General features: G+C 42.2%; 25 protein-coding genes. 14 read left to right on the top strand and 11 right to left on the bottom strand.

What is annotated here, in order from left to right:
• Nucleotides 1-172: 172 nt before the first annotated feature.
• Nucleotides 173-2983 carry a DNA polymerase I gene (gene polA, locus DBR11_RS21985; RefSeq protein WP_108554761.1) on the top strand — a complete coding sequence of 937 codons (2811 nt, stop codon included), beginning with the start codon at nt 173-175 and terminating at the stop codon, nt 2981-2983.
• A 64-nt stretch (nt 2984-3047) separates the two neighbouring features.
• Nucleotides 3048-3392 (top strand): hypothetical protein, encoded by a 345-nt coding sequence (locus tag DBR11_RS21980; protein WP_108554759.1) that lies wholly within the window; start codon nt 3048-3050, stop codon nt 3390-3392.
• A 55-nt stretch (nt 3393-3447) separates the two neighbouring features.
• Here DBR11_RS21980 and DBR11_RS21975 read toward each other — a convergent pair whose 3' ends face one another.
• From DBR11_RS21975 to DBR11_RS21965, 3 genes are all read right to left on the bottom strand, one after another.
• Nucleotides 3448-4125, bottom strand: coding sequence for a metal-dependent hydrolase (locus DBR11_RS21975; protein WP_108554758.1), 678 nt, complete (start codon nt 4123-4125; stop codon nt 3448-3450).
• Nucleotides 4126-4134: 9 nt separating this feature from the next.
• Nucleotides 4135-4440 (bottom strand): YbaB/EbfC family nucleoid-associated protein, encoded by a 306-nt coding sequence (locus DBR11_RS21970; protein WP_108554757.1) that lies wholly within the window; start codon nt 4438-4440, stop codon nt 4135-4137.
• A gap of 73 nt (nt 4441-4513) precedes the next feature.
• Nucleotides 4514-5590: an NADH:flavin oxidoreductase/NADH oxidase gene (locus DBR11_RS21965; protein ID WP_108554756.1), complete on the bottom strand. Its 1077-nt coding sequence runs from the start codon at nt 5588-5590 to the stop codon at nt 4514-4516.
• Nucleotides 5591-6140: 550 nt separating this feature from the next.
• Here DBR11_RS21965 and DBR11_RS21960 point away from each other — a divergent pair.
• From DBR11_RS21960 to DBR11_RS21915, 10 genes are all read left to right on the top strand, one after another.
• The gene (locus DBR11_RS21960; protein WP_108554755.1) at nt 6141-6842 is read left to right on the top strand and encodes an N-acetyltransferase; all 702 of its coding nucleotides are present in this window, start codon (nt 6141-6143) and stop codon (nt 6840-6842) included.
• A gap of 58 nt (nt 6843-6900) precedes the next feature.
• Nucleotides 6901-8094 carry an argininosuccinate synthase gene (argG, locus tag DBR11_RS21955; RefSeq protein ID WP_108554754.1) on the top strand — a complete coding sequence of 398 codons (1194 nt, stop codon included), beginning with the start codon at nt 6901-6903 and terminating at the stop codon, nt 8092-8094.
• A complete protein-coding gene (gene argC, locus DBR11_RS21950; RefSeq protein ID WP_108554753.1) occupies nt 8084-9055 on the top strand; it encodes an N-acetyl-gamma-glutamyl-phosphate reductase in 972 nt (323 codons plus the stop codon). The genes argG and argC overlap by 11 nt, the downstream gene beginning before the upstream one ends.
• A 32-nt stretch (nt 9056-9087) precedes the next feature.
• Nucleotides 9088-10221, top strand: a complete 1134-nt coding sequence (locus DBR11_RS21945) for an aspartate aminotransferase family protein (protein WP_108554752.1) — start codon at nt 9088-9090, stop codon at nt 10219-10221.
• 2 nt (nt 10222-10223) lie between these two features.
• Nucleotides 10224-11189, top strand: coding sequence for an acetylornithine carbamoyltransferase (locus tag DBR11_RS21940; RefSeq protein ID WP_108554751.1), 966 nt, complete (start codon nt 10224-10226; stop codon nt 11187-11189).
• A gap of 12 nt (nt 11190-11201) precedes the next feature.
• Entirely contained in the window at nt 11202-11990 is a 789-nt protein-coding gene (argB, locus tag DBR11_RS21935) for an acetylglutamate kinase (protein ID WP_108554750.1), read from the top strand.
• Between the two features lie 3 nt (nt 11991-11993).
• Nucleotides 11994-12812, top strand: a complete 819-nt coding sequence (gene proC / locus DBR11_RS21930; protein WP_108554749.1) for a pyrroline-5-carboxylate reductase — start codon at nt 11994-11996, stop codon at nt 12810-12812.
• A gap of 5 nt (nt 12813-12817) precedes the next feature.
• Nucleotides 12818-13885 carry a M20 family metallo-hydrolase gene (locus DBR11_RS21925; RefSeq protein ID WP_108554748.1) on the top strand — a complete coding sequence of 356 codons (1068 nt, stop codon included), beginning with the start codon at nt 12818-12820 and terminating at the stop codon, nt 13883-13885.
• Between the two features lie 86 nt (nt 13886-13971).
• Nucleotides 13972-15303 (top strand): argininosuccinate lyase, encoded by a 1332-nt coding sequence (gene argH, locus DBR11_RS21920; protein ID WP_108554747.1) that lies wholly within the window; start codon nt 13972-13974, stop codon nt 15301-15303.
• Nucleotides 15304-15330: 27 nt separating this feature from the next.
• Entirely contained in the window at nt 15331-16584 is a 1254-nt protein-coding gene (locus tag DBR11_RS21915; protein ID WP_108554746.1) for a pyridoxal phosphate-dependent aminotransferase, read from the top strand.
• Between the two features lie 49 nt (nt 16585-16633).
• Here the strand turns inward: DBR11_RS21915 and DBR11_RS21910 are convergent, their stop codons facing one another.
• On the bottom strand, nt 16634-18214 hold the full coding sequence (locus DBR11_RS21910; protein WP_108554745.1) for a peptide chain release factor 3: 1581 nt from the start codon (nt 18212-18214) through the stop codon (nt 16634-16636).
• Between the two features lie 106 nt (nt 18215-18320).
• Entirely contained in the window at nt 18321-19700 is a 1380-nt protein-coding gene (locus DBR11_RS21905; protein ID WP_108554744.1) for a DUF6600 domain-containing protein, read from the bottom strand.
• Between the two features lie 348 nt (nt 19701-20048).
• Between DBR11_RS21905 and DBR11_RS21900 the strand changes: the two genes are divergently transcribed.
• A complete protein-coding gene (locus tag DBR11_RS21900; protein WP_108554743.1) occupies nt 20049-20762 on the top strand; it encodes an SAM-dependent methyltransferase in 714 nt (237 codons plus the stop codon).
• Here the strand turns inward: DBR11_RS21900 and nadD are convergent.
• Genes nadD through DBR11_RS21885 form a run of 3 tightly spaced genes read right to left on the bottom strand, consistent with a single transcriptional unit; the run spans nt 20759 to nt 22789 of the window.
• Nucleotides 20759-21331: a nicotinate (nicotinamide) nucleotide adenylyltransferase gene (gene nadD, locus DBR11_RS21895; RefSeq protein ID WP_108554742.1), complete on the bottom strand. Its 573-nt coding sequence runs from the start codon at nt 21329-21331 to the stop codon at nt 20759-20761. The two genes, DBR11_RS21900 and nadD, sit on opposite strands and share 4 nt — an antisense overlap.
• Nucleotides 21332-21338: 7 nt before the next feature.
• On the bottom strand, nt 21339-21908 hold the full coding sequence (gmk, locus tag DBR11_RS21890; protein WP_108554741.1) for a guanylate kinase: 570 nt from the start codon (nt 21906-21908) through the stop codon (nt 21339-21341).
• 17 nt (nt 21909-21925) lie between these two features.
• Entirely contained in the window at nt 21926-22789 is an 864-nt protein-coding gene (locus DBR11_RS21885; protein WP_108554740.1) for a YicC/YloC family endoribonuclease, read from the bottom strand.
• A gap of 131 nt (nt 22790-22920) precedes the next feature.
• Between DBR11_RS21885 and DBR11_RS21880 the strand changes: the two genes are divergently transcribed.
• A complete protein-coding gene (locus DBR11_RS21880) occupies nt 22921-23628 on the top strand; it encodes a hypothetical protein (RefSeq protein ID WP_108554739.1) in 708 nt (235 codons plus the stop codon).
• Here the strand turns inward: DBR11_RS21880 and rnc are convergent, their stop codons facing one another.
• Genes rnc through DBR11_RS21865 form a run of 3 tightly spaced genes read right to left on the bottom strand, consistent with a single transcriptional unit; the run spans nt 23629 to nt 25905 of the window.
• The gene (gene rnc / locus DBR11_RS21875) at nt 23629-24357 is read right to left on the bottom strand and encodes a ribonuclease III (RefSeq protein WP_199233916.1); all 729 of its coding nucleotides are present in this window, start codon (nt 24355-24357) and stop codon (nt 23629-23631) included.
• A gap of 28 nt (nt 24358-24385) precedes the next feature.
• Nucleotides 24386-25639 (bottom strand): beta-ketoacyl-ACP synthase II, encoded by a 1254-nt coding sequence (gene fabF, locus DBR11_RS21870; RefSeq protein ID WP_108554738.1) that lies wholly within the window; start codon nt 25637-25639, stop codon nt 24386-24388.
• A 29-nt stretch (nt 25640-25668) separates the two neighbouring features.
• Nucleotides 25669-25905, bottom strand: coding sequence for an acyl carrier protein (locus DBR11_RS21865; RefSeq protein ID WP_031266521.1), 237 nt, complete (start codon nt 25903-25905; stop codon nt 25669-25671).
• Between the last annotated feature and the right edge of the window lie 4 nt (nt 25906-25909).

Below are 25909 nucleotides of genomic sequence, written 5' to 3'. Positions count from 1 at the left end.
CTTCATTACCTATAAAAAACAAACCGGGTTTACGAGCTCATTAATACAAAAGAGAATAATAAACAAAGCATTAATAATGATATAATGATGAAACCTGCAAAGCTTATATTTTTTAAAATAGATGCATAAGCTTTGCAAGCTTCATTACCGATAAAAAACAAATGATATAATGATGAAAAAACTTTTTCTTCTAGACGGTATGGCGCTGATTTACAGAGCGCACTTTGCCTTAAGTAAAAACCCAAGATTTACTTCTACAGGAATTAATACATCTGCAGTGATGGGCTTTGCCAATACTTTAATGGAAGTTTTAAAAAAGGAAAAACCAAGTCATATCGCGGTTGTGTTTGATACAGAAGCGCCGACCGAAAGGCATACGGACTTTGAAGCCTATAAAGCACACCGTCAGGCAATGCCTGAAGATCTTTCTGCTGCTTTACCCTATGTTTTTAAGCTGATTGAAGGGTTTAATATACCGGTGATCACTAAGGATGGTTTTGAGGCAGATGACATCATCGGAACGCTGGCCAAGGAAGGTGAAAAACGTGGATATACGGTGTATTGTATGACACCTGATAAAGATTTTGCGCAACTGGTGTCTGACAATATCTTTATTTATAAGCCTGCAAGAATGGGAAATGAGATGGAGATCCTGGGTGTTCCGGAAGTGCTGGCCAAGTGGGAGATTGAAGATGTAAAACAGGTCATTGATATCCTGGGTCTATGGGGCGATGCAGTAGATAATATTCCGGGTATTCCGGGAATTGGAGAGAAAACGGCTAAATCATTGATCAAGCAATATGGATCTATGGAGAACATTATTGCTCATTCACATGAATTGAAAGGTAAACAACGTGAAAATGTAGAGAATTTTGCTGAACAGGGCCTGGTCTCTAAAAAGCTGGCGACGATTATCCTCGATGTTCCCGTAGAGTTTGATGACCAGGCATTGGAGATGGGGGAGCCGAGCAAAGAGTTGCTGGAACCTTTATTTGCCGAATTGGAATTCAGGACCCTGGGCAGACGGGTTTTTGGAGAAGATTTTACCGTTGGGAGTTCGACCACAACGGTGTCGCAACAAACAGATCTGTTTGGGAATGTGGTGGAAACGGTTCGAAGGGTAGAAGTTGTGGTGTCGCCACCACCACCGGTTTTTGAACAGCCGGATATTAAGACGATAGAAGATGTAGAACACCAATATTTACTTGTAAATACGGCAGAACAGCGTAAAGAGCTGATTGATTTGCTGATGAAACAGGAAAATATTTCTTTTGATACGGAAACTACAGGTACTGATGCAAATATTGCTGACCTTGTTGGCTTGTCCTTTTGTATAAAACCAGGTGTAGCCTATTATATACCTCTATCTGCAGACAGAGCGGAAGCACAACAGATTGTTGATGAATTCAGGCCAGTGCTGGAGAATGAGCAGATAGCAAAGACTGGTCAAAATTTAAAATACGACATCCTGGTGATGAAATGGTATGATGTGCAGGTAAAAGGCCGGTTATTTGATACCATGCTTGCACATTATCTGATTGATCCGGATACCAGGCACAATATGGACATTCTCTCTGAAAATTATCTGAATTACAGGCCAGTTTCCATTACCACGCTCATTGGTGCTAAAGGGAAAAATCAGGGCAATATGAGGGACGTCCCTGTAGAAAAAGTAGTAGATTATGCTGCAGAAGATGCAGACGTGACCCTACAACTGGCAAATGTTTTTGAGCCCATGCTGAAAGACCTTAATGCATCAAAGCTGGCTACAGAAGTGGAAAATCCTTTGGTCCATGTGTTGGCTGATATAGAGAAAGAAGGCGTCAGGATTGATATAGAAACTTTACTGAATTATTCCAAAGAGCTGGAAACAGATATCCGGAGGTTTGAACAGAACGTTTATGACAAATGCGGCGTACAGTTTAACCTGGCCTCTCCAAAACAATTGGGTGAAGTATTGTTTGATAAACTTCAGCTTGATCCTAAGGCAAAAAAGACCAAGACAGGACAATATCAAACCGGAGAAGATGTTTTGCTTGCACTGGCACATAAAAGCGACATTGTGCAGGATATCCTGGATTTCCGTCAGTTGCAAAAGCTTAAATCGACTTATGTGGATGCCCTGCCTTTAATGGTGAATCCTAAAACGGGTAGGGTACATACGAGTTATAACCAGGCTGTAGCTGCTACAGGAAGGTTAAGCTCTAATAACCCTAATTTACAGAACATTCCAATTCGTACGGAGCGGGGAAGGGAAGTGCGGAAGGCTTTTATTGCCAGAGACGAAGATCACATTCTCTTATCTGCGGATTATTCTCAGATCGAACTCCGCATTATTGCAGAGATCAGTAAGGAGGAAAATATGCTGGATGCGTTTAGCAAAGGAATTGATATTCATACGGCAACAGCCGCGAAAGTATATGGAGTGCCTATTGAAGAAGTGGATTCTACGCAAAGAAGAAATGCTAAAGCCGTTAATTTCGGAATCATATATGGGCAGTCCGCATTTGGTCTGTCGCAAAACCTGGGTATTCCCCGTAAGGAGGCCGCGCAAATCATTGAGCAATATTTTGAACAGTATCCGGGTATTAAAAGATATATGAGTGAAACGATGAACTTTGCCAGGGAAAATGGCTTTGTCGAGACCATTCTGGGCAGGAGAAGATACCTGAGAGACATTAACTCTGCAAATCAGACCGTTAGAGGGTTTGCAGAGCGAAATGCGATCAATGCACCGATACAAGGCTCTGCGGCAGATATGATTAAGGTGGCTATGATTCATATTCATAAGGATATTCAGGAAAAAGGACTAAAGTCAAAAATGACCATGCAGGTGCATGATGAGCTTGTATTTGATGTACTCCGTTCTGAAGTAGCGGAAATGAAAGAAATTATTGCCTACCGGATGAAAACAGCCATCAAAACCACAGTGCCAATAGAGGTGGAAATTGGAGAAGGAAATAATTGGCTTGAAGCACATTAAAATTGAAATATTTTTATTTAACTTTCGTTAACCAATATTGGATTAAAGAAAATACTAGAAAAACATGAAAAAATTATTAAGTTTTGTTGCTGTGGCTTTATTGGGTTTAAGTACCACTTTTGCTCAGACTGCAGCGCCTGCGCAGACCGTAAAAAAGACCGCAAAAAAAGTAGAGACCAAGGCTACAACGACGGTTGCCGGTGCAAAAAAAGAAACGAAAGCAACAGCTACACAAACGGTAACGTCTACTAAAGCTACGGCTGCTGCGGTAAAGAAAGACGGTACACCGGATATGCGTTTTAAAGAAAACAAAGCTAAAGCAGCAGCAGGACCGTTAAAAAAAGACGGAACAGCAGATATGCGTTATAAAGCAAATAAGAAAACAACAACTGTGGTGAAAAAGAACTAAACCATGGTGTAAAAAAAGGCCCGCTTTAAACAGAAGCGGGCCTTTTTTTTTGTGTTTATAATTCTATCGTCTCGCCAATTGCAGGTAAGAACAGCTTTTTGTTCTCCCGGTTAAATTTAGACAAGGCTTCTTCTGTATCAATTTCAATGAGCGAAAAAGTATTGTAATGAACGCCGATCACCTGATCGCAATTGATGTATTTAGTGGCCACCAGGGCATCATCTACATCCATCGTGAAATTACCCCCAATAGGGAGGATGGCGTAATCGATCTTATAGAGGTCGGCCAGGATTTTCATATCTGCATTTAAAGAGGTATCTCCCGCAAAATAAATGGTCTTACCAGCAATTTCCAATACAAAACCAGCCGGATTGCCTCCATAGCTGCCATCGGGCATAGAGCTGGAATGCGTGGCCCAGACCATTCTGAGGTTTCCGAAGTCAAATTTCTGTTTTCCGAAATTCATGGGATGAACGTTTGTAACGCCTTGTTTTGCTACCCAATCTACCACTTCAACCATTCCAATTACCTTTGCGTTGGTTTGTTTTGCCAGTTCCACCAGGTCTGCGATATGATCTCCATGACCATGGCTTATCAGGATGTAATCTGCCTGTATAGCTTTGGTATCAATATGACTTGCCAAAGGATTAGGCTTAATAAAAGGATCGAAAAGAAACTTTTTTCCTTCTGCTTCCAGCAAAAAGCAGGACTGTCCGTAATAGGTATATTTCATGATTTTAGATTAACTTCCAAACATTCCGCCAAGACCGCCCAACATACCCTGGGTCGCACTTTGCATCTCTGCTGCACTCACCTGATCTGCCTGCGTTAAAGCTTTATTGATCGCTGTTAACAGCAGCTCCTCTAATTCCTCTTTGTCGGCCTCTTTAAAGAATTCTTCTTTAATTTCTACAGCTGTAATTGCTTTATTACCTGTAGCGGTAACCTTAATTGCTCCTCCCTCGACTTCGCCATATACAGAGATGGTATCTAGTCTTTTCTTGATCTCACCCGCCATCTGCTGTGCGGCCATTAGTTTATCGAACATAGTATTTGTGTTTTATATTTTAAACGAAATTAAGGGAATTTAGTTTAAAGTTTCTGTTGTAATTTAACATTGGTTAATGTCCTTTTCTTGGTTTTGCTCTCTCATATTGCTCCGGCCACTTGATTTCGTCTTCAAATTCAAAAGCAGCCTGCAATGGAAAGTAAGGATTTCGAAGCAATTCCCTGGCCATAATGATCAGGTCGGCCTGGTCATTGCCCAGAATACCTTCGGCTTGTTGTCTGTCTGTTATCAAGCCGACTGCACCAGTCAATATACCGGTTTCTTTTTTGATCTGCTCGGCAAAACCAACCTGGTAGCCTGGGCCAACAGGAATTTGCTGGTGTTCTGAAAGCCCGCCACTGGAGCAGTCAATGAGATCTACATCTTTAGTTTTCAGGATACCAGATAGTCTGATGGATTCTTCGGGTGTCCATCCGCCCTCTGCCCAGTCTGTAGCAGAGATCCGTACAAAAAGTGGGTTTGTTTTTGGCCATACTTCGCGAATACTGTCCAACACCTCGAGCAGAAAGCGGATTCGGTTTTCAAAACTTCCTCCGTATTGATCTGTTCTAATATTGCTTAGGGGCGAAAGGAACTGATGAATCAGGTAGCCATGGGCAGCATGTATTTCTACAACTTTATACCCGGCTTCAATGGCATAAATGGTTGCGGTTTTAAAATCGGACTTTATTTTTTTAATGCCTTCCAGGTCGAGTGCCTCAGGCTGCTCATCGCCTTGGTGAAAGGGAATAGCACTTGGAGCAAAAGACTTCCATCCACCTTCGCTCAATTTGATTTGTTTACCTCCTTTCCATGGAACTTCAAAGCTGGATTTGCGTCCGGCATGTGCTAATTGTATACCTGCAACAGCTCCGTTTGAATGTATAAATCCGGTTATTCTTTTGAGCATGGGCAGGTGTTCTTCTTTCCATATGCCCAGATCCCCGGCGGTGATGCGGCCTTCGGGAGACACAGCGGTGGCTTCCTGAAGGATCAAAGAAGAGCCACCTACGGCACGGCTTCCAAGATGGACCAGGTGCCAGTCGTTTGCAAAGCCGTCTTTTGCAGAATACTGGCACATAGGTGAGGTAACGATCCTGTTTTTGAGACGGATGTTTTTGAGCTGCAGAGGAGAAAATAATAAAGACATAACTTGTTTTTTATGTAAATCTAACAACTCGACATTAGATTTGTTCAGGTGTTATTGTAAGCAGAAATTCATTTTTAAGTACCGCGGAAGTTTTGGCTTATAAATTGAGTGGTATTTACTGAAAAAGAAGAAATCTCCCTAAGTGCGGACCCTCTGGATAAATAACTGAAAATGGCAGGTAAAAAGAGGTTTTTTAAAACTTTGGGGGATAAAGTTTTTTTTGAGCTTAAAATGACAGATAAAATGTAAAAAAATGAAAAACTTATTGCACAACTCAATATTTATTTAAACCTTTGCGCCTCAAGTAATTTAAAGCGGGAATATATACAGAAAATGATCAAGACGAATCTCCATAAACTTTCCATCTTAGAAGCAAAAAATATTGCTTCCAGAAGCTTGTTTATTGAACGTCTGCGACCCATATTTTCTGTCACAACAAACCGGCAAAATTATACACCCCGTATTTGAGTGATATCTTTACTCAATCATAGAGGATTGCCTCTCAAAAAACAATTAATCAAAATTTTTATCTTTTTTCGTTATCCTATTAATGAATATAAACGATTTTATAGTGCAGGTTGCACTTCCTGAACATCGTGTCTTTGCAGAAGAAATCTGCGAGGAAATGGCGGAGTCTGCTAAAGCCCGTGGTACGGGTATTGCAAAACGTTCGCCGGAGTATGTTGCAGGGAAAATGTCTGACGGGAAGGCTGTAATTGCTTTTCATAAAGACGGCTCCTGGGCTGGCTTCTGTTACATTGAAACCTGGAGCCATGGACAATTTGTAGCCAATTCTGGTCTCATAGTAAGCCCAAAATATAGAAAAGCCGGTTTGGCCAACGCCATTAAACACAAGATTTTTGAATTATCCAGACAGAAATACCCTAAAGCAAAAATCTTTGGGTTAACGACAGGTCTTGCAGTAATGAAGATCAATTCAGATCTGGGTTATGAACCTGTTACCTATTCTGAGCTTACTCAGGATGAGGAATTCTGGAAAGGTTGCCAGAGTTGTGTAAATTTTGAGATCCTGACCATGAAAGAGCGCAAGAACTGTATGTGTACAGCGATGCTTTATGATCCGGAAACCAAGAAACACGATGTGGCCAAAAAATTTGCAGAAGAACTGCAAAAGAAACCAAAGTTGTATGAGCGTTTTATGCGCATCAAACAACGATTGGTGCTGAAGCCCAAAGAATCGAATAAGGGCTTTAAATCCCTGCTTATGTTAATCCCAGTTTTATTTAAATAATTGTTGCCGAAGGATTTGCGCATGCAGATCCATTACCCTTAAAACACAATAAAGACTCATGAAGAAGAAAGTAGTTTTAGCTTTTAGCGGAGGTTTAGATACTTCATTTTGCTGTATTTATTTAGCACAGGACCGTGGTTTGGAAGTTCATTCTGTGATTGTAAATACTGGTGGTTTTTCTGAAAACGAATTACAGGAAATTGAGAAACGGGCTTATGCACTTGGTGTGGCCTCTCATGCTGTTGTTGATGAAACGGCTAATTATTATGAGGGATGTATTAAATATCTTGTTTTTGGAAATGTATTGAAAAATGCAACTTACCCGCTTTCTGTGAGTGCAGAACGTGTAAGCCAGGCAACTGCAATTGCAAATTATGTAAAAAAGATCGGTGCGGATTATGTGGCTCATGGAAGTACTGGTGCCGGAAATGATCAGGTTCGTTTTGACATGATCTTTAACATTATTATACCCAATGTTGAGATCATCACACCGATCAGAGATTTGAAATTATCCCGCGAAGCAGAAATAGAATATTTACAGAAACACGGTGTAGAATATAGCGCAGAAAAAGCGAGATACTCTATCAATAAAGGCCTTTGGGGTACTTCAGTGGGTGGTAAAGAGACTTTAACTTCTCATGAGACCCTTCCGGAGGAAGCATGGCCAACCCAGGCTTCAGAAACCACACCGCGTAAAGTGGAACTGCGTTTTGAAAAAGGGGAGCTGGTTGGAATCGACGGAGAGGATTTGGCACCGGTAACAGCTATACAGAAACTACAGGCCATTGCCCAACCTTACGGAATTGGACGAGACATCCACGTTGGAGATACCATTATTGGAATAAAAGGACGTGTAGGTTTTGAAGCTGCGGCTCCAGTGGTGATCATTAAAGCGCACCATACCTTAGAGAAGCATACTTTGACCAAGTGGCAACTTTCCTGGAAAGATCAGTTGGGTTCATTTTATGGAAACTGGTTGCATGAAGGTCAGTTCCATGATCCGATCATGAGAAATATCGAAGCTTTTTTAGCGGATACTCAGGAAACGGTAAGCGGAAAGGTCTTTGTTGAGCTCTTACCATATCGCTTCCAAATCATTGGAATTGAGTCTGAGCATGACTTGATGAGCAATAAATTTGGTTCTTACGGAGAGATGAACAATGCCTGGTCTGGTGAGGATGTGAAAGGCTTTTCTAAAATTTTTGGCAACCAGGTCATGATCTGGCATAAAGTGAATAAACATGAAGATTAAAGCAGGTATCGTTGGTGGTGCGGGCTATACCGGTGGTGAAATGCTGCGTATCCTGGTCAACCATCCTTCTGTAGAGATTGCTTTTGTACACAGCAATAGCAATGAGGGCAACCTGATCTCGGATGTGCACACCGATCTTTTTGGTGATACGGACCTTCGTTTTACAGGGACACTTTCAGCGGATATTGATGTCTTATTCTTATGTGTGGGCCATGGTGATGCAAAGAAATTTCTTGCGGCCAATCCTATAGCGCCTTCCATTAAGATCATTGACCTGAGCCAGGACTTCAGGCTGAAAGCAAACGCTTCAGACCAGTGGGTGTATGGTTTGCCGGAGCTCAACCGCGAAGCAATTAAAAAAGCAAATTATGTAGCTAATCCAGGATGTTTTGCAACCTGTATACAGCTGGCGCTAATTCCTCTGGCAGCGAAAGGCTTATTAAAGGGAGAGGTGCATATCAATGCAACAACTGGTTCTACCGGGGCTGGTCAAAGTTTGGCAGCTACTTCTCATTTCAGCTGGAGAAATAATAATCTTTCAGTTTATAAAGCTTTTGAGCATCAGCATTTAAATGAGATTGGCGAAAGCCTGGTACAATTGCATGCCGGATTTGACAGTGTTTTGAATTTTATTCCACAGCGCGGCGATTTTACAAGAGGAATCCTGGCGGCAGTTTATACTGAATCTGATCTTTCTGCTGAAGAATTGCAGGACCTATATGCATCCTACTATGAGGGACACGCATTTACACACGTAAGTGCAAAAAATATAGATTTGAAACAAGTAGTGAATACGAATAAAGGGCTTCTGCATGTAGAAAAGCATGGCAATAAGGTTTTTGTGGTCAGTATAATTGATAACCTGCTGAAAGGCGCGAGCGGACAAGCAGTTCAGAACATGAATTTAATGTTTGGACTGGAGGAACGGCAAGGCCTGGCACTTAAAGCAGCAGCATTCTAAAATCAATTTGTACACCAGTTAAAAAAATTAAAATGAACTTATTTGACGTTTATCCACTAAATGATATAGAAATTGTAAAAGCTTCCGGCAGTACAGTCTGGGACGCAAGCGGACAGGAATACCTGGATTTATACGGAGGACATGCCGTAATTTCAATAGGACATACGCATCCGCATTACGTAAAAAGAGTTACAGACCAGCTCAATAAAGTTGGTTTCTACTCCAATTCTGTTAAAATTCCTTTGCAAACGGCCCTTGCAGATAAACTAGGCCAGGTATCAGGAAAGACAGACTACCAGTTGTTTTTATGCAATTCAGGAGCAGAAGCTAATGAAAATGCTTTAAAACTGGCTTCCTTTTATAATGGAAGAAAAAAAGTCATCGCCTTTAAAGGCGCATTCCACGGAAGGACATCACTGGCCGTATCGGCTACAGATAACCCGAAGATCATTGCTCCGGTCAATGAGACAGATCATATTGTGTTTCTGCCGCATAATGATGTTGAAGCTTTAGATGAAGCATTCAATAGCTATGGCAATGAAATTACCGCCGTAATTATAGAAGGTATACAGGGTGTTGGCGGAATTAAAGAAGCTTCGGTACCTTTTCTTCAAAAAATCCGTAGTCTTTGCGATGCTTATAATGCGGTCTATATTGCCGATAGTGTGCAATGTGGTTATGGCAGAACAGGCTTGTTTTATTCGCATGATCTGGCCGGCGTAAATGCTGATGTATATACCATGGCTAAGGGCATGGGAAATGGCTTCCCTGTTGCCGGAATCTCTATTGCGCCGAAATTCAAGCCTTGGCATGGTATGCTGGGTACCACTTTTGGTGGGAATCATTTGGCTTGTGCAGCTGCTTTGGCTGTCCTTGAGGTGATGGAACAAGATGGACTGATGAAAAATGCAGAAGAAGTAGGCGCTTATCTGATCTCAGAACTTGAAAAGATTGAGGCGATCAAAGCAGTGCGTGGAAGAGGTTTGATGATCGGTATCGATTTACCAGAAGAATTGGGACACGTAAAGAAAGAGCTGTTATTCAAACACCATATTTTTACAGGAGAAGCCAAACCAAATGTAATCAGGTTGTTGCCTGCATTGAATTTGACAAAAGAACAGGCCGATCAGTTTTTAGATAAATTTAAAACTATTTTAAGAGGATAGAAATGAACCAATTCACTTCAGTAAAAGACGTTGAGGATATCGGGCAGCTGGTGAAGGCCGCCCTGGATCTAAAGAGCAACCCCTATGCGGATCAGCATTTGGGAAAGAATAAAACCCTTGGGCTGGTGTTTCTTAACCCAAGTTTGCGTACCCGTTTGAGTACACAAAAAGCAGCGATCAATCTGGGAATGAGTGTGATGGTCATGAATATGGATAAAGAGGGCTGGTCATTGGAAACACAGGATGGTGTAGTGATGAACGGCACCACTGTTGAGCATATTCGCGAAGCTGCCGCAGTGATGGGGCAGTATTGTGATATCCTGGGCTTGCGTTCTTTTCCAAAACTGACCAACAGAGATGAAGATTATAATGAGGATTTCTTTAACAAGTTTGTAAAATACTGTGGAGTACCTGTGGTGAGCCTGGAAAGCGCGACACGACATCCATTGCAAAGTCTTGCCGATCTGGTGACCATAAAAGAAACCTGGAAGGCGACGGCTAAGCCGAAAGTTGTCCTGGCCTGGGCACCACATGTGAAGGCTCTGCCTCAGGCGGTTCCAAATTCATTTTCAGAATGGATGTGTAAAGCACAGGAAGAAGGAATGCTCGATTTTACCATCGTTCACCCTGAAGGTTATGAACTGTGTGAGGATTTCACACCTGGAGCGAACATCAGCCATCATCTGGAGGAAGCTTTAGAGGGTGCAGATTATATCTATGTAAAAAACTGGTCGAGTTTTAAGGAATACGGTAAGGTATTAACTTATCCTGACGGCTGGATGATGAACAATGAAAAGTTGAAGTTCACCAATAATGCCAAAGTGATGCATTGTTTACCGGTAAGAAGAGATTTGGAACTGTCATCAGAAATCCTGGACGGGCCGAACTCTCTGGTGATACATGAGGCTGGCAATCGTTTATGGGCAGCCCAGGCTGTGCTGAAAGACCTGTTGCAAAATCTAACTTAGAATATAGAAGAGATGGAGCAGCTAACTATTGTGAAAATTGGCGGAAATGTCATTGACAATTCGGAAAACCTGCACCTGTTCTTACAGGACTTTACGGCGCTTTCCGGGAAAAAAATATTGGTTCATGGTGGCGGTAAAATCGCCACAGAGCTGGGTACTTCACTTGGTGTAGAAGCGAAGATGGTAGAGGGCCGGAGAATTACTGATATAGAAACACTCCGGGTGGTTACCATGGTTTATGCGGGTCTCATCAACAAGAATATGGTGGCTCAGCTTCAGTCTAAAGCCTGTAATGCTATAGGTTTAACAGGAGCAGACGGGAACATCATCAAGGCGGTTAAGCGCCCGGTGAAAACCATCGACTACGGCTTTGTGGGGGATCTGGATGAGGCTTCAGTTTCATCAGAGACGCTGACAAATTTATTAGAAGCGGGCCTGGTGCCTGTGCTTTGTGCCATCACCCATGATGGAGACGGCCAATTGCTGAATACCAATGCAGATACGATAGCCTCTGCCGTTGCAGTAGCGATGTCTGCTGTTTATGATACCAGGCTGGTGTATTGCTTTGAGAAAAAAGGAGTATTAAGGGACGTGGAAGATGAATCTTCCCTGGTGCCTGAAATCAAAGCTGGGGATTTTGAAGGCTTAAAGGAACAGGGTGTGGTATCAGGGGGAATGATCCCTAAATTGCACAATGCATTTGAGGCGATAAAGCGTGGGGTAAAAATGGTGTATATTGGAAAGGCGGATGAATTGCCCCAGGTGAATACAAATGATTTTGGAACCAGGTTAATATCTTAAAATATGAAACAATATACAGGCAGGATTGCTATCCTGGGCAGCGGAAATATCGGACTGTCACTGGCAAAGGGACTGGTGAAAGCAAATTACGTAGAAGCAGGTCAGATATGTCTGACCCGGCGCAATACAGCAAACCTTTCCACTTTCTCCGCACAGGGATTTGAAGTGACCAGTGACAATGCATCTGCGGTTGCAGCAGCCGATATTGTAGTGCTGGCTGTTCTTCCTCAACAATTGAATCAATTGCTGGAGCAGATTGCCGGAGCAGTGGATATCAATAAGCACCTAATTATTTCTGTAGCTTCTGGTGTGAGCTGTAATGACATCAAAACGAAATTAACAGATGGAGTACAAGTGATCAGGGCTATGCCAAATACAGCTATAGCTATTGGTCAGTCTATGACTTGTATCGCGAGTGATAACGCCACGGAGGCTAATATAGCTGAAGTAACCCGGATGCTGGAAACAGTAGGCTCCGTTGTAAAGATCAACGAAGACCTGATGACCTCTGCTACTGCTTTATGTGCCTGCGGAATTGCTTTTTTCTTAAGAGCCATCCGCGCGGCTTCGCAAGGTGGAGTGGAAATTGGCTTTCATGCCGATGAAGCGCTTAAAATGGCTGTGCAGACAGCTAAAGGCGCCGCCGATCTTTTGTTGCAGATGGAGTCGCACCCGGAACAGGAAATCGATAAGGTCACCTCACCGAAAGGTTGTACCATTGCCGGCTTAAATGAAATGGAACATAATGGCTTCAGTTCTTCCCTGATTAAAGGGATCAAATTATCTGCTTTGAAAGCAGGAAACTTATATACAAAAGAATAGATCATATGATAGAACAACTGCAAAAAGATAGTTTAGAATTGTTGAAAAGATTGATCAGTATTTCTTCCTTCAGTAAAGAAGAAGAGGGGACCGCTGACGTGATTGAGCAGTTTTTGCAGGATAAAGGGGTCAAAACCCATCGTAAATTGAATAACATCTGGGCCTACAATGCCTATTTTGATGCGTCCAAGCCAACTTTGCTGCTGAATTCGCATCACGATACCGTAAAGCCAAATTCAGGTTATACCAGAGATCCTTTTTCTCCGGATGTGGTTGAGGGTAAATTGTATGGCCTGGGCAGTAATGATGCAGGTGGGTGCCTGGTGTCTCTGATCGCTACATTTTTATATTTCAATGAGCAGCAAGACCTGAGCTACAACATTTGCCTGGCCACCACGGCAGAAGAAGAGATCTCCGGGAATAATGGGCTGGAATGTATCCTGTCAGACCTGGGTGAACTCGAATTTGCAATTGTTGGTGAGCCAACCCTCATGAATCTGGCGATTGCAGAGCGCGGCTTGCTGGTACTGGATTGCGCTGTTCATGGGAAGGCCGGACATGCTGCCAGGGAAGAAGGTGATAATGCGATATACAAAGCTCTTAAAGATATTGAATGGTTCAGGAATTACCGGTTTTCAAAAGTATCGGAAGTATTTGGACCGCTGAAAATGTCTGTCACCATTATAAATGCCGGGTCACAGCATAACGTGGTACCTGAACTTTGCACTTTTACGGTAGATGTAAGGGTAACCGATGCTTATACCAATGAGGAAGTGCTGAAGATCATCAGAACGAATGTAGATTGTGAGGTTAAACCACGTTCCATTCGTTTAAAACCATCCTCTATTGATAAAGCCCATCCACTGGTACAGTCGGGAATTGCTTTGGGAAGAACAACTTATGGTTCCCCGACGACCTCAGACCAGGCTTTGTTGAGTATACCTTCTGTAAAAGTTGGGCCTGGTGATTCTGCCCGGTCGCACATGGCAGATGAGTATGTTTTTGTGGAAGAGATCGGAGAAGGTATACAATTGTATATAGAGATGCTAAAGCCTGTTATTAAGGGCAAATAAGGAGTATTAACCACCCTGTCGGTATTTATTATTACTTTTGCCAAAGTGCAGAGGAGGAAGAACGGCAGTGGAATAACTGAATATAAATGAAGATCTGGCAAAAAAATATAGAGGTTAACAAGGATATTGAAGCGTTTACCGTAGGCAGGGACAGGGAACTGGACCTGGAAATGGCGGCATTTGATGTGCTGGGCTCACTGGCACATGTAGAGATGCTGGAAAGTATAGGCTTGTTGACTGCTGAAGAGCTTGCGGCCATCCAGAAAGAACTTAAAAATATCTACAAAGATATTGAAGCAGGAAACTTTGTTATTGAGCAAAGCGTAGAAGATGTGCACTCCCAGGTGGAGTGGTTATTGACGCAGCGCATCGGTGAAGCGGGTAAAAAAATTCATAGCGGACGTTCCCGTAATGATCAGGTCCTTGTCGATTTGAAATTGTTTTTCAGGAACCGGATCGAGGAAATGGTACATCATACAGAGGTGCTTTTTAAGCAGCTGATCTCCCTGAGCAATACGCATAAAGATAAATTGTTACCAGGATATACCCACTTGCAGATTGCTATGCCATCTTCTTTTGGCTTATGGTTTGGGGCCTATGCAGAAAGCCTGGTGGATGACCTGGAACTGATGCTGGCGGCCTGGAAGGTTTGCAATAAAAATCCTCTTGGATCTGCTGCAGGCTATGGCTCTTCTTTTCCGCTGAACAGAACGATGACCACTAATCTTCTTGGCTTTGAACACCTGAACTATAATGTCGTTTATGCCCAGATGGGCAGGGGAAAAACGGAGCGCATACTGGCTCAGGCGATGTCTTCCATTGCAGCGACACTGGCAAAAATGTCTATGGACGTGTGTTTGTTTATCAACCAGAATTTTGGATTTATCAGCTTTCCGGATGAACTGACCACAGGATCGAGTATCATGCCCCATAAAAAGAACCCTGATGTATTTGAACTGATCCGTTCCCGCTGCAATAAGATTCAGGCCCTGCCAAATGAAATTGCAATGATGACAACTAATCTGCCTTCCGGCTATCATAGGGATCTGCAATTGCTGAAAGAAAACCTTTTTCCAGCCATTACTTCCCTGAACGAATGCCTGGAAATTGCCACCTATATGTTGCAGAACATCAGCATAAAAAGTGATATTCTGGCTGATAAAAAATACGCCTACTTATTTAGTGTGGAAGTGGTGAATGACCTCGCATTGAAAGGCGTTCCTTTCAGGGAAGCCTATAAGATAGTAGGAGCAAGTATAGAAAAGGGCACTTTTGTGCCAAATACAGCAGTGAACCATACGCATGAAGGCAGTATCGGCAATCTGGGCAATGAAGAAATAAAAAAAATGATGGGGACTGTACTGGCCCAGTTTAAATTTGAACAGACTAAAGAGGCCATAGAGAAATTACTGGCCTGATTTTTTAATCCTAATACATAAAATAGAATGAAAGTATCTGCACTAGCAAGTTCGCTTATTGGCTCTGAGATCATTAAAATTGGTAACGAAGTGAACGAGATGAAGCGTAAGGGCGCGTCCATTGCCAATTTAACAATTGGTGATTTTGATTCTTCCATTTATCCGATACCGACAGAACTAAAAGCCGGCATTGTAGAAGCATATCATCAGAACCAAACGAATTATCCGCCTGCAGATGGTGTATTGTCACTCAGAGAAACAGTTTCCGATTTGCTTAAGGACCGCTTTGATCTGGACTATGCATCAAACAGTATTTTGGTTTCCGGTGGTTCACGCCCGTTGATCTATGCGACCTACCTGGCACTCGTTGATCCCGGAGATACGGTTGTATTCCCTGCTCCTTCCTGGAACAACAACCATTACGGCCACCTGACTTCTGCAAACGTTATTGCAGTAGAAACTCAGGCTGAAAATAATTTTATGCCAACTGCAGCACAGCTGAAACCACATTTGAAAGGAGCAACTTTACTCGCTTTATGTTCTCCTTTAAATCCTACAGGTACCATGTTTACTGCAGAGCAACTGGAAGAGATCTGCGATGTTGTTCTGGAAGAAAATAAATCAAGAAAAGCAGGCGAAAAGGCATTATACATCATGTATGATCAGATGTATTCTCTGTTGACTTTTGGAAAAGCGCATGTAAATCCTGTTGGTCTGCGTCCGGAAATGAGGGATTTTACCATTTTTGTGGATGGCAGTTCCAAATGTCTGGCTGCAACCGGTGTGCGTGTAGGCTGGGGATTCGGACCTGCAGAGATCATTGATAAAATGAAAGCTATTGTTGGCCATATGGGCGCATGGGCTCCTAAAGCGGAGCAAGTAGCAATGGCTGGATATTTTAAGGATAAGGCACAGGTGGACACTTTCCTGACCAGTTTTAAGCAGAAGATACAAGACAGTTTAAACGCGCTTTATGACGGATTTAATGCCTTAAAGAACGAAGGATTTCAGGTGGATGCAGTGGAGCCGATGGGCGCCATTTATCTGACCATTAAGATCGATTATATCGGTAAAACAACACCAGAGGGGCAGTTGCTGAAAGATAGTGCTGATGTGAACTTTTATCTGATCAGAGAAGCCCAGGCTGCCCTGGTACCTTTTTCTGCTTTTGGTAACGATGACGATATGCCTTGGTTCAGAGCTTCTGTTGGTGCATGCTCTTTACAAGACATCAAAGATATGATGCCAAGGATTAAAGCCGCTTTAAGCAAGCTTAAATAAGACTTTAATCTTTATTAAAAAGGCCGGTTGATGTTCAACCGGCCTTTTTCTATTTAAATTCAGACGTTTTATGGAATTCAATATCCGGATAATCTCTCATGGTCATATTGATCATAAAATCGTTATCTGCAAGATAAACCGGATTTCCGTCTTTGTCTTCGCCGATGTGTTGCTGCTTGCGTTTTAAAAACTCTTCCAGCTTCTTTTTGTCTTTAGAGGTTACCCAATTTGATCTGCCATAACTTAAGGTCCTGAAATAAGCTTTGGCGCCATATTCATGCTCCAGACGGAAGGCAATTACCTCAAATTGAAGTTCACCAACCGCACCGATAATTTTACGGTTTCCTGGCTGCTGGGTAAAGAGTTGTGCTACCCCTTCTTCTGTAAGCTGCTGTATGCCCTTTTCCAGTTGTTTTGTTTTGAGAGGGTCTCTGTTCTCTACTTCCTTAAATATTTCAGGAGAGAAGCTTGGAATGCCCTTAAATTGCAGTTGTTCTCCTTCTGTAAGGGTGTCTCCAATTTTAAAGTTTCCGCTGTCGTATAAACCAACTACGTCTCCTGGCCAGGCTTCTTCTACGATACTCTTTTCATTGGCCATGAAATCCATAGGATTGGAAAACTTCAGTTTCTTGTTCTGACGGGTGTGGAAATAGAATTTGTTGCGTTCAAACTTACCGGAACAGATTCTTAAAAAGGCAATACGGTCACGGTGTTTAGGATCCAAATTGGCATGGATTTTAAATACGAAGCCACTGAAGTTTTTTTCATTCACCAAAACTTCCCGTTGTTCTGCTTCCCGGCTTTTCGGGCTGGGTGCAATTTTGATAAAGGTATCGAGTAGTTCTTTGATCCCAAAGTTGTTAATGGCACTTCCAAAAAAAACAGGGGCCAGTAATCCTTCTGTATACATGTTTTGGTCCAGGTCTCCATAAACGCCATGCACCAGTTCCAGATCACCTTTAAGGTTTTCGAGTTCGGCGGGTTTCAGGAAGTTCTCCAGGTTTTTATCATTCAGGTCACTCACCTCAATCACCGGGTCGCTGATTTTTGTCTTATCCGGCTCGAAAAGATTCAGGTGCTTATTGTAAATACTGTAAACGCCTTTGAAATTATGTCCCTGACCAATTGGCCAGGAGAGTGGACAAAGACTGATATTGAGTTTGTTTTCTATTTCATCCAGAAGGTCAAAGGCATCTTTACCCTCCCGGTCCATTTTATTGATAAAAATAATAACGGGTGTATTGCGCATGCGACACACTGCCATCAGTTTTTCTGTTTGTTCTTCGACACCTTTTACACAGTCGACCACCAGAATAACACTATCTACAGCAGATAAAGTCCTGTAAGTATCTTCCGCAAAATCCTTGTGTCCGGGTGTATCCAGGATATTGATCCTTTTGCCACTGTACTCAAAGCCCATAACTGAAGTCGCAACGGAAATTCCGCGTTGTTTTTCAATTTCCATAAAATCGGAAGTATTGCTTTGATTGGCTTTATTGCGTTTTACCGCACCTGCGGTATTAATAGCTCCCCCAAAAAGCAGGAACTTTTCTGTTAATGTTGTTTTACCAGCATCGGGGTGACTTATAATGGCAAATGTTTTTCGTTTTTCTATTTCCGGGTGAATCATAAAGAGTTAAGCAACTTTGCTTGTTGAGGCTGCAAAGATAAAGAAAAAAATAAGGTATCTGTTTTAGAAAACAGATACCTTACAAAGCCCTTTTAAAAAGAGGGTATTAATTTCTCTCTGGTCTTGACCCTCTATCTCCTCTGTTTTGTTGCTCAGAACCCCTGTTTTCTCTTACCGGAGCACTTTGCTGAACCCTTTGAGGTCTCGGTTGCTGTGGCTGCGGGCGTTGAGGTTGAGGTTGAGGTTGAGCCTGCGGTTGAGGTTGTCTTTCTGGCCTTTGGTATTGTGGCTGAGGCTGACGTTGCGGCTGTTGCGGCTGCTGCTGAGGTTGTTGTGTTTGCTGCGGCTGAACAGGTCTGGTCTGCCAGCGTTGCGGCTGGTACTGTCTTGACGTACCATCGGGACGGGTTTGACCTTGAGGTCTTTGCCATGGCTGACTTGAAGGTGTTCTGTCCGTTCTGGACGGAGCAGCAGGGTTACCTGTTGTGTTACCTTGCTCATTTACAGGCTGCGTACCCCCTCTGGATGGACGGCCATTATCTGGCCTGTTAAAATCCCTGCCTGAAGTTACCCCGGGGTTTGTATTAACATTAGGTGAAGTGGTCGTGCCTCTGTCTCCACGATTTCCTGTGTAATTATTGTTTCTGTCATTGCCTGTACTGGTCGGGCGTCCGCCACGGTCGCCTCTGCTGGCGGTATACGTGCTTTCAGAACTTACATTCCTAGGTGCAGCCGGCCTTCCATCGTTTCCTCTGGACGGTCTCGGGTTGTAAATATTCACGGTATTGTTTGTCACGCCTCCGCGGTCCGGTCTGTTGGTTCTGCTGACGTTATAAACTCTAACATCCCGGTTGGTTGCGCGTCTGATATCATCACGTCCAGGGCCGGTAAAATAGGTGTTTCTACCACCGCGGTACACATTGTTAATGATGGTTGTATTGTTAATGATGGTGACATTATTATAGCCTCCATATCTTGGGAAACGGTCATAATAGATATTACTCTGAGGCACGAAGCACCACCAGGAATTTGGGATACGATAGCCACCACCAAAGTTAATATTAATATTTATGCCCGGAGCCAATGGTGCCCAGCCATAGTATCCGCCGCCGCTTCTCCAGCTTACCCATGCAGGTCCCCAGGTGGTATCAGGAATCCATAACCATTCATTGTAACGGTTATAAACCCATCGGCCATAATGGAAAGGAGCCCAGCCCCAGTTGTAATCAGAAACCCAGGTATTGCCATATTCTGTCATGACCCATCGGCCATTGGTATAATAAGGCCTGAAATCCGACTGGTCAACATCAGGTCTCCAGACATAACCATACTGTGAGTCCTGTATCCAGGTTCCATAAGGGGATAATTCATCATAAAAAGTCTGCATGGAAACATCCTCTTCTTGCGCCGCCACTTTTTGTGCGGTCCCGGTGAGCAGGAGTACAAGTCCTAACACTAATACCGGTAGTTTAAACAATCTTTTCATTTGTGTGTGTGTTTATGTTAACCTAACTTAACTGTATCAATTTGAGTTCCAAATGCTGTAATGGTTTAATTATATGTGAAATATTGCACTAAAATTATGATAAAGGGCACAATTATATTGCTTGAGTGTGCATTATTGCAAGCATAAATTTGTATTTATTAATATACAATGACCGCCATATTGAAATAAAAATTGCCCAGCCGCACCCGAACTGAAAATCAAGTATATGAAGAATATTTTGTTCCGTTGGCTCTTTACCGGTAATTATTTTATTCTTTTGCAGATCGCTTTTTAGCAGACCGCGCTTTTTGCGTAAAGTTAAAATGCATAAAAAAAACGATACGATTCATGAAAACCGGTACCCTTTATCTTGTTCCAGTCCCATTAGCAGAGCAGGCTGCTTCAAAATCTTTTATGCCCTTTGTGGTAGAAACCATCAATGCGATCGACACTTATATTGTTGAAAATGAAAAAACAGCCCGTAAATTTCTTAAGGAAGCTGGCTTACAACGTCCGCAAAGTGAACTGATCATTCATGATTATGGAAAACATAAGAGGAGTTCTTCGCTGGCGCCTTTTTTTAAAGAACTGATGAGCGGGAAAGATGTTGGCTTAATGAGTGAAGCCGGTTGTCCGGGAGTGGCTGATCCTGGGGCTGATGTGGTGGCAGAAGCCCACAGAAGGGGAATAAAAGTGGTGCCTCTGGTAGGGCCAAATTCCATTTTGCTGGCTTTGATGGCTTCTGGCTTTAATGGACAGAGTTTTACTTTTCACGGCTATTTGCCTATTGATAAAATACAAAGAGGAAAGCGGATTAAAGAACTGGAGCAGCTGGCACAAAAATATCAGCAAACGCAGTTGTTTATAGAAACCCCATTTAGAAATAACCAGTTGCTGGAAGATGTGCTAAAAAACGCTATGCCTCAAACTTTGCTTTGTGTGGCCTGTAACTTGACCGGCGAAGATGAATACATTAAAACACAATCTGTGGCATTTTGGAAAAAAGAAAGGATTGATCTCCATAAGAAACCAGCGATCTTTTTACTGTATCGTCAATTTTAACGGTACATATTTTTACCCTCTATAAAAGCAAGAACATTGTCAGGGAGAAAATATTGTACATTTTTTCCTTCCTGGATGGCCTTGCGTATAAAAGTAGATGAAATGTCCATTTGAGGAGTTTCTGTAACCTGAATGGATGGATGGTCCTTCCATGGAGAAAGATCTGCACCTGGTCTGGGATAAACATAGATCTGGTGATTTTGAAGGATCACCTCGTAATTCTTCCATTTTTTCAGAGAGACGAGGTTGTCTGCACCCATGATTAAAGCAAAAGATCTGCCTGGATACTTTTCCTGCAGATAGGCCAGTGTATCCACGGTATAAGAAGGTTGTGGCAGACCGAATTCAATATTGCTGACCTTCAGCTTTTCTGAATGCTCTGTGGCCAGTCTCACCATCTCCAGACGGTCATACATGTTGGACAGGCCTTTTTTGTTTTTTAATGGGTTGTGGGGCGATACCACCATCCATACTTCATCCAGATCCGTAAAACCAGCCATATAACTGGCAATAATGAGGTGTCCGGTGTGAACAGGATTAAAAGAACCGAAAAAAAGGCCTGTCTTCATTGTGGGGTTATTGACTTAAGAAATCGCCAATCAGTTTTTCTGCTTCTGCGCAGGCGGTGTCCAGATCAAAATTTTTCAGGACAACGTCAAACTTATCTGCGTATTTAAGCTCTTTTTCTGCCTTTATAAAGCGTTCTTGTAGCTTTTCTTCACTGTCTGTTCCTCTTCCGCTTAAACGCTCCTTTAAAACCTCCAATGACGGTGGTTGTACAAAAATAGCCAGTGCGTGTGCTTCGTACTTTCTTTTTAAACGAAGTCCGCCCTCTACATCAATGTCAAAGATCACATGTTTGCCTTCATCCCAGATCCGCTGGATCTCTGAACGCAGGGTACCGTAGAAAGTACCATTATAGACTTCTTCAAATTCTACGAACTCCTGGTGAGCAACTTTGTGAAGGAAAGCTTCCTTAGAGATAAAATAATAATCTTTTTCATGTTGCTCATCGCCTCTGGCTTCGCGGGTGGTCGCAGAAATTGAGAAACTTAAAGAGGGGAACTTTTTAAGCAGATGTTTTACGATGGTTGTTTTGCCAGCTCCTGAAGGTGCTGAAAATATAATGAGTTTACCTTGTTTCATTGATGTTTATTCAAATACTAAAGTACGTTTAGCAATTGTTCCTTGATTTTTTCTAATTCTTCCTTCATACCCACAACCAATTGCTGGATTTGCGCGTCATTTGCCTTAGCGCCCATGGTATTGATCTCTCTGCCGATCTCCTGTGAAATAAAACCTAATTTTTTGCCGTTGGCATCCTTGCTTTTTAACGTTTCAATGAAATAGTCACAATGACTCTTTAAGCGGATCTTCTCTTCTGTGATGTCTAATTTATCAATGTAATAGATCAGCTCCTGTTCCAGTCGGTTTTGGTCTACATTCATTTTACCTACATTATCTTCCAGGAACTGGTTTAATCTGGTCCGGATCTGTGGAATTCTTAACGGTTCAAGAACTTCGACCTGCGCAAAGAAGCTCAGGATATTTTTGATACGCAGCTCCAGGTCTGTTTTAAGCACACGACCTTCGTCTTCCCTGAAACGGTTAAATTCCTGAAGGGCCTTGTTAAATGTACTGTAGAGAATATCCCAGTCTGCTTCATTAACTTCTTCGTCAGTATAGTTCACCACATCCGGGAAATTCAGTGCAGCCTGCAATAAATTGCTTGAATTGGCACCTAAATCCTGATTGATGGCCTCTAACTGCTTATAGTATCTGCTTAGCAAGGCTGCATTGATCTGTGCACCTTTCAATTGCTCATCACTGCGTTCAATATTGACAGAAACATTTACTTTTCCCCGTTCAATATCCTTACTGCAAACATTGCGTAAAAAGAGTTCCTTTTCTGAAAAAGCTCGGGGCAACTTCAGGCTGAGCTCTAAAAACTTACTGTTCAGAGATTTGATCTCTACCGCAAATTTCACATTCTGATGATCCGTAGAGGCCAGGCCGTAGCCTGTCATTGATTTTATCATGTGCAAAGATATAATTTATTGTGAAATGGTTGAAAAGTAGTCCATTTAACTTTTTTAACGTTTTTTTAACGTTATGGAAGAAAAACATTGGCTAAATTTGTGTAAATTAAACCTGCCCTATGAAATTAAAGCCCTTCTGTATACCCGCTACGCTATTATTATTCATGGCCTTTAACGTGTCTGCCCAGCAGGGATTTGTCCTTAAAGGGGTTGTTATGGAACGGGGAACAACAAACCGCATTACTTCTGGTGAAGTGGTCAACAAAAGGACGGAGGGGAGTGTAAATACCAATGACCTTGGTTTATTCCAGATAAAAGTCAATATGGGAGATACCTTGTTTGTTTTCAAAAATGAATTTGCAAACGCAGAAGTTGTTGTACAGTCCAGTAAAGATCTGATAATCTATCTCAACCGGTCAACTGATCTTCGGGAAGTGAATATCTATGGGGAGTCAAAGAAACAGGAATTGGATGGCATGCGGCAGGAATACAGAAACAAGGGGTCCTTTTATGCGGGTAAACCGCCACTGTTGTCTTATCTTTTTTCTCCGTTGACAGCAATATATGAACTATTTGGCCGTACCCCCAGAAATGCGCGCCATTTTGGGAAATTCTATTCCAATGAGTTGCAGCAGACAGAGATCGATGGCTTTTTTAACGAGTCTATTATTAAAAAACATACAGACCTGAAGGATAAGGACCTGGAAAATTTTATGTTGAATTACAGGCCGGATTATAGTGTGGCCAGCAAATGGACAGAATACGATGCCATAAAATACATTCGCGATTCTTATAAGAAATATACAGATACCCTGAGAAAAAAGTAATTAGATGGATAAGGCCTCGCAGGTCTTTTCCGCGGCCAGTTTTTCTGCATTCTTTTTATTATAATCCCTTCCAACACCATAGCTCTCTCCGTCAATTACTGCCTGTACGGTAAACAGTTTGGCACTTTCGCCTTCTCCATTATCAATCATGTCGAAAGTAATGTCTTTGCCATGGCGCTGGCACCATTCAATCAGTTTACTTTTGAAATTGGTTTCAGTGAGTTCAAGTGTATGAATGTCAATATAAGGTTTGACAATACGTTTAAGAAGAAAATCTTTGGTGAAATTATAACCTTTATCCAGATAAACAGCCCCTACAAGCGCTTCAAAAGCATCTCCAAGCATAGAATGATGTTTGGTTTGCATATTGACCATTTTCTGGTCAAAAACAATCAGCTGATCGAAGCCCATTTTTCGGGCAAGCTGGTTTAAATTGGCCCGGTTTACAATTTTTGAACGCATTTCTGTTAGAAAACCTTCCTCTTTATAAGGATAGCTTTTAAACAGGAGTTCTGCAATGACCGAGCCCAGTATAGCATCCCCTAAAAATTCGAGACGCTCGTTACTGCTTTTACTGCCATTTTTAAGTGTTTTTGCTACAGACCGGTGCCTGAATGCCATTTTATATAAAATGGCATTACCAGGCACAAAGCCTAAAATATTCTTTAGCTTTCTTATAAACTCCCTATCTGGAGATAAATGGAGTTTATATAGGTTAAATAAAGGCATTGATTGTAGCAAATATCACTATTTGGTCTTATTCCTCGTATTTTTTAAAAATTACAGATGCGTTATGTCCTCCAAAACCGAAAGTATTACTTAATGCAGCGCGAACTTTACGTTTTTCAGCCTTATTAAATGTGAAATTCAGTTTAGAATCGAACTGCGGATCATCCGTAAAGTGATTTATAGTTGGAGGTACAACATCATTTTTTACTGCAAGTATTGCAGCGATAGCTTCAACAGCACCGGCAGCACCCAGCAGGTGTCCCGTCATAGATTTTGTTGAGCTGATATTTAATTTATAAGCATCCTCACCAAAAAGGTCTACAATAGCCTGAGTTTCAGAAATATCTCCAAGAGGGGTAGACGTTCCATGAACATTGATATAATCAATATCACTGGTAGACAATTTTGCATCGTTCAACGCATTTGTCATCACCATTTTAGCACCCAATCCTTGTGGATGAGGAGCCGTGATATGATTCGCATCAGCGCTCATTCCGCCACCAATAATCTCAGCATAGATCTTCGCTCCGCGTTTCTTTGCATGTTCAAGTTCTTCCAGAATGATCGTTCCCGCACCTTCACCTGCAACAAAGCCATCGCGGTCTTTGTCAAATGGTCTGGATGCTGTTTTTGGATCATCATTACGTGTAGAAAGGGCATGCATTGCGTTGAATCCGCCAATACCAGCTTCATTAATAATCGCCTCAGATCCGCCGCTGATGATCACATCCGACATTCCCAGGCGGATATAGTTATAAGCATCGATCATGGCATTAGTAGAAGAAGCACAGGCAGATACCGTCGCGAAGTTTGGTCCTCTCAGACCATATTTTATAGAAATGTGACCAGGCACAATGTCTATGATCATTTTTGGAATGAAGAAAGGATTGATACGTGGAGTACCATCACCAGCAAAGAAATTCCTCATTTCCTCCAGAAAGGTTTTAATACCACCGATACCAGAGCCCCAGATCACACCAATACGATTGGTATCCAGCTGGGAAAAATCAAAATTACCATCCAGCACAGCTTCTGCTGTAGAAGCAATGGCATATTGAACAAATGGATCTAACTTGCGGGCCTCTTTTCTATCCATAAAATCTTCAGGATTGAAATTTTTGACCTCGCATGCAAATTTGGTTTTGAACTTTTCTGTGTCAAATCCTGTAATAGGCGCAGCGCCGCTCACACCATTTAGCAAATTATCCCAGAAATCCGGGACGTTATTGCCAATTGGAGTGAGCGCACCTAAACCTGTAACTACTACTCTTTTTAATTCCATTTATACGGATTATACGGAGACCGTATGTTTTACTTTACGTTTTTCTCTAGATAAGCAACTGCTTGACCAACTGTACCAATGGTTTCAGCTTGATCATCAGGAATTGCTACATTGAATTCTTTTTCGAATTCCATGATAAGTTCTACAGTATCCAAAGAATCCGCACCCAAGTCGTTAGTGAAAGAAGCTTCCGGGGTAACCTCGCTCTCATCCACACCTAATTTTTCAACGATAATAGCCTTAACTCTTGAAGCAATATCAGACATAATG

The sequence above is a fragment of the Pedobacter sp. HMWF019 genome (genome assembly GCF_003061025.1).
Taxonomy (GTDB): Bacteria; Bacteroidota; Bacteroidia; order Sphingobacteriales; family Sphingobacteriaceae; genus Pedobacter.
Note: the sequence above shows the minus strand (reverse complement) of the source record. Positions and strands in the feature narration are given on the sequence as shown.